General features: G+C 70.5%; 3 protein-coding genes and 3 pseudogenes. 5 read left to right on the forward strand and 1 reads right to left on the reverse strand.

Annotation, left to right across the window (positions count from 1 at the left end; all coding sequences use genetic code 11):
• The first annotated feature begins 367 nt into the window (after positions 1 to 367).
• From AC07FK_RS31030 to AC07FK_RS31050, 5 genes and pseudogenes are all read left to right on the forward strand, one after another.
• Complete coding sequence (locus tag AC07FK_RS31030; protein WP_479108258.1) at positions 368 to 2038, forward strand: asparagine synthase-related protein; 1671 nt, start codon at positions 368 to 370, stop codon at positions 2036 to 2038.
• The gene (locus tag AC07FK_RS31035) at positions 2035 to 2292 is read left to right on the forward strand and encodes a lasso peptide biosynthesis PqqD family chaperone (protein WP_479108259.1); all 258 of its coding nucleotides are present in this window, start codon (positions 2035 to 2037) and stop codon (positions 2290 to 2292) included. The genes AC07FK_RS31030 and AC07FK_RS31035 overlap by 4 nt, the downstream gene beginning before the upstream one ends.
• A 173-nt stretch (positions 2293 to 2465) precedes the next feature.
• Positions 2466 to 2882: a lasso peptide biosynthesis B2 protein gene (locus tag AC07FK_RS31040; protein ID WP_479108260.1), complete on the forward strand. Its 417-nt coding sequence runs from the start codon at positions 2466 to 2468 to the stop codon at positions 2880 to 2882.
• Between the two features lie 1289 nt (positions 2883 to 4171).
• Positions 4172 to 4268, forward strand: a pseudogene (locus tag AC07FK_RS31045) (helix-turn-helix domain-containing protein); the annotation flags it as partial.
• Positions 4269 to 4298: 30 nt separating this feature from the next.
• Positions 4299 to 4394: pseudogene (locus AC07FK_RS31050) on the forward strand (GNAT family N-acetyltransferase); the annotation flags it as partial.
• A 116-nt stretch (positions 4395 to 4510) separates the two neighbouring features.
• On the opposite strand, the pseudogene AC07FK_RS31055 reads toward AC07FK_RS31050, so the two are convergent.
• Positions 4511 to 4625, reverse strand: a pseudogene (locus tag AC07FK_RS31055) (IS5/IS1182 family transposase); the annotation flags it as partial.

Raw genomic sequence — 4625 nt, forward strand, 5'->3', positions numbered from 1 at the left:
GGGCCCAACTTTTTTTTGGTTCGTCCCCACCGTTGCCCTGGGGGACCGGAACCACGAACTCGATTTTTGGGGGCATTTTGGTTCGGGGGGGGGGGGGGCGCCCCCCCCCCCCCACGCTCGTCCCCGTACCGCTGCTGAGTCCGCATCGACCAAGAGGGGCCTGTGCATGGCGACCGGTACGTCACTACCCACGGGGGCGAGTTGGTTCGTGGTCCTTCCGGACACCGACGCCGTCGCGCCCCTGGCCGCACCGGTTCGCTCGCGTGCGGCACGGGAGATCAGGCATGCCTCGGGCCGGCCCTGGCTGTTGGGGTACTGGCCGGAAGACAGCGTGACGACGGCGGTCCGCGGAAGGACCCGCTTGTGTGTGCTGGGACAGCACGCGGTGACGGAGCAGGAGGCGGCGCGCGCCGCCGGCGCCGGATCCCCCGGAGCGGCCGAGCGGCTCGCCCGGACCTGGCCCGGCAGTCACCATCTGCTCGCCAGTTTCGACGGCGAAACCCTGGCCCTCGGCACCGTCACCGGCGTACGCAGCCTCTTCGTGGCGTCGGCCCGCAGTGCGGACGGCGCGTGCGTCGTGGCCGACCGCGCCGACGTCCTGGCCGACCTGGTCGACGCGGAGCTGGACGAGGGCCGGCTGGCCGTCCACCTGCTCAGTCCCGGGATCCTGCACCCCCTGACGGCACAGACGGTGTGGCGCGGAGTCGACGTCGTGCCCGGCGACCACCGCCTGACGCTCGACCGCGACGGGCACGCCCGTACGAGTCGGCACTGGGCGCCGCCGCCGGCCGAGCTGTCGCTGGCCGAGGGAGCCCGACTGGTCCGCGACAGGCTGGCCGACGCGGTCGCCGTACGCGTCGCGGGCGGCGCACCGGTCACCGCCGACCTGGGAGGGGTCGACTCCACCGCGGTGGTCTGCACCGCGGCCCGCCAAGGATCGAAGATCGTCGCCTACACGGCCGCCGTCCACGACGTCCTCGGCGACGACGTCACCTACGCGCAGCGCACGGCGGAGGCGCTCGACTCGCTGGAACACCAGGTGGTGCCCGCCACCGCCGTCCCCCTGACCTTCGACGGCGTGCACGCACTCGAAGACGTGCTCGACACTCCGTCGTTGTACTCCGTCAACCGCCACCGGCGCATGTACATCATCGAGCGGGCCGCGGAGCGCGGCTCCTCACTGCACTTGAGCGGGATGGGCGGGGACGAACTGTTCAGCGGCGCCAGCGCCCATGTGCACGGCCTGCTGCGCCGGCATCCTGGTACGGGCTGGCGGCACACTCGCGGCTTCGTCGCGAGGCACCGGTGGTCCCGCCGGACGGCATTGCGGCAGTTGCTCGACGGCCGCTCCTACGGGGCCTGGCTGGACCAGGTGGCCCGCGACCTCACACTGCCCCAACCGCCCATGTCGGTGCCCCTCTTCGAGTGGGGCACCCCGCCACGGCTGCCCCCCTGGGCCACCGGCCGGGCCGTCGAGGCCGTGCGGGAGCTCATCCGTACGCAGGCCTCGGAGGCGGAGCCGCTCGGCGGCGGACACGGTGTGCACCGCGAGCTGGCCACGATGCGCACCCTTGCCCGCTTCGCCCGGCACGTACAGCAGATGTCCGAGCCTCTGGGCATCACCTTCGCCTCTCCCTACTACGACGACCTGCTGGTGGAGGCGGCACTCGCGGTCCGGCCCCAGGAGCGTGTGACTCCCTGGCGGTACAAGCCGCTGATCGAGGAGGCCATGCGGGGCGTCGTGCCAGATGCCAGCCGCCGGCGGACCACCAAGGCCCACGCGGCCTTCGAGGAGGAAACCGGGCTGCGCAAGCACCGCTCCTCCTTGCTCGCCCTGTGGGACGACGCCCGTCTGCACGGACTGGGACTCATCGACGTGGAGGCCGTTCGGGCGTGGTGCCGCCGGCCACTCGCCGCCGACCTGGAGAGCGCGCTGCTGCACGCCACCGTCGGCTGCGAGGTCTGGCTGCGCTCCCGGGAGAATTCCGCCGGCCGAAGGGGCCGGCCCCAAACCGACACAGGAGGCATGCCCGTATGACGATGACCCTGCGCCCCGGCGTGGTGACGGCCGACACCGAGTACGGGATGGCCCTGCTCGACCAGAGCAGCGGCGAGTACTACACCCTGAACCCCACTGCCGCTGTCATCGTGCGCGCCCTGCTCGACGGCACCACCACCGACCAGGCGGTGACCGCGCTCACCGACCAGTACGACGTGAGCGCCGAGCAGGTCGAGGAGGACATCGCCCGCATTCTGCAGGACTTGCGCGACGCCCGGCTGCTGACGGGGTGAGTTTTGGCGCGTCCCGGCACGCGCCTCGTCGCCGTCGGGCACCCCCGGCGTTCTCGTGAGAATCGCCATGCCCGGCTTCCGCCCGTGTCCGTCATCGTGTCCGGCCCGAGCCCCGGCTTGTGCCCGTCATCGTGTCCCGCCCGCATTCGTCGTCGTGTCCGAAGGGTAGAGCAGTGTCCACCTCGCAAGTCGTCCCGTACGACCCCCGGTCGGTTCCGCTCGGCCGGCGGCTGGTGACCCGGCTGGTCGTCGTCTGCGCCCACGTTCTCGCACGCCGCTCCCCGGCCGGAATCCGCGACGTACTGCGGCGGCTGCGCAAGGGCGCCCGGCCGGCGACGCTCGCCGAGGCCGCTCGTGCCCGCGACACCGTCCTGGCCGTCAGCCTGGCCGCCGGCGGGCAACAGGGCTGCCTCGCCCGGTCGCTGGCCACCGTACTGCTGTGCCGCCTGCGCGGTCAGTGGCCGACCTGGTGCGTCGGCGTGCGCACCCAGCCGCCGTTCGCCGCGCACGCGTGGGTGGAGGCCGACGGGATCCTCGTCGGTGAAGGAGCCCCGGCCGACTACTTCCAGCGGTTCTTCATGGTGGACTGAACGCAGGTGGCCTCCTCCCCGTACTTCGCGGAGCCTCCCCGCCGACCGCCCGCAGCCGGGCCGACGGACCGCCGCAGACAGTCGCCGCCCGCCGGGGAGGAGCCGTCCGTGCCGCCGAAGCCCGGGCCGAGCGGCTCCCCGGCGGCAGGCGGCGCACGCCCCGGGACAGCCGTACGCGGCGAGCGGACGCGACCCTGGCTCGTCCTCACCCACCTGCGGCCGCACCGCCCCGGGCATCCTCCTGGGCAGCGCGCTGTCCCTGGCGGGAAGCCTGCTGGCCCTGCAACTTCCCCAGGTCCTCATCGAAGTCTTCGCGGGTCGGGGCCTACGGTCCGTTCGGGGCCCCTGAGTGGTCATCCGAGATCCGAGAGAGCACGCTCCGACCGGCCCCCTACGGGGGTGGAGCTCGGGTGGCGGGCCGTCATAAAGCGTGACGGGCAGCGCCGTTTCGGTCGGGTCAGGGCCGTTGCGATGGGGCACCCTGGCGGAGGTGCCGCAGTGGCACCGACAGGCCAACGTGGTGCGGGGCCATCCAGCCGCAAGAGTGCCGGAGGCGGCCAGTTCGTTCTGCCGAACGGTCTCGTGGCCTGATGCAGGGAGGGCTAAGAGGCGTCGCCCAGGTTGTCCTTGATGTGAGAAACGGTGCGTCGGAGGGCGGGAAGCCCGTTGGTCTGGATTTCGACGACACCGCTGGAGATCGGGGCTGCTCCTGCGCGGCGGCCCCGCTGTGCACTCCGAGGCACCCTTTCGGAAACTCTTCAGGGCGGTTGCCCAGGCGAGTTGAGCGCCTTCGTGCGGGATGGACCCATGGGCCTCGGCCTCAGCCGTCTGCTTGGTGAGCTCTTTGCAGGCGGGCTCCAGTGTGCTGATCGGAGACATGCTCGCTTCGTTGACCCGGCCGGCGCTGTCCAGCACGCGGTTGATCCGGTCCTTGCTGCCTGAGGTGTACCAGCTTTCGAGATCGTCCTTCGGTGACGAGTTGCAACCGGCAGCAAGCAAGAGGGCGGCGGCGATCGCGAACCCGCGAGTCTCCGTGGCTATACGACAGTCGCGGACTGGGCGTACACGAGTGTCTGTGCGGCTGCCGGATCCGTGCCGTCAGGGCTATGCGGCAGCGCACCGGCGGGGAGCAGTGGGCCTCGGTTATGGCGGACCAACGAAGCCGCGCCCATAAGAACTTCACAAATTGCTGTTCGTAGCGCTGCTCGCCCAGGTTGAGGCGTTACCTACCTGGTAGGCGGGTTGTCGTGAGGGCTGACGGGTGTTGCTCGTCGCGGTATGCCGGCGGTATGAGGTATCCGCAGGGTGGGAGTCTGACCGCGGGGAGGCAAGCGTTCCGTGAGCGGGTCCGGATGGAAGCGGTCGGTATGTTCGCCGAGGGGCGGGGCAGTACGGAGATCGCGAACGGCATGAGGAATCAACAAGTTGCATGCCGAAGGGTTCGATCATCCGGCCGGGCAGACGGACTGGCGTGCAAGACTCCAGCGTCACAGCTGCGGCTGGGTCTGCGCCGGGAAAGGTGCCCCTACCCACTGACCAGCATGGATACGTCAGCGTCACGAACTGCAGCTGCCAGTGTCAGACCCTCCTCTTAACCTTGCAGGCATGGGACTCTCGGTGAGCCTCTTTCATCCTGAATAGTTGCAGATCAGCAGTGTGTGGACGGCTTGGACGATGGTGCCGATGCGGCGGGTGGAGCATCTGGCTTGTCGTAGTAGCCGCCAGGACTTCAGTTGTGCGAAG

The organism is Streptomyces sp. NPDC046122 (assembly GCF_056429965.1).

Coding starts and splice junctions, on each gene's coding strand:
- AC07FK_RS31035 (WP_479108259.1), top strand. CDS start 2,035: ATGACGATGACCCTGCGCCCCGGCGTGGTGACGGCCGACACCGAGTAC.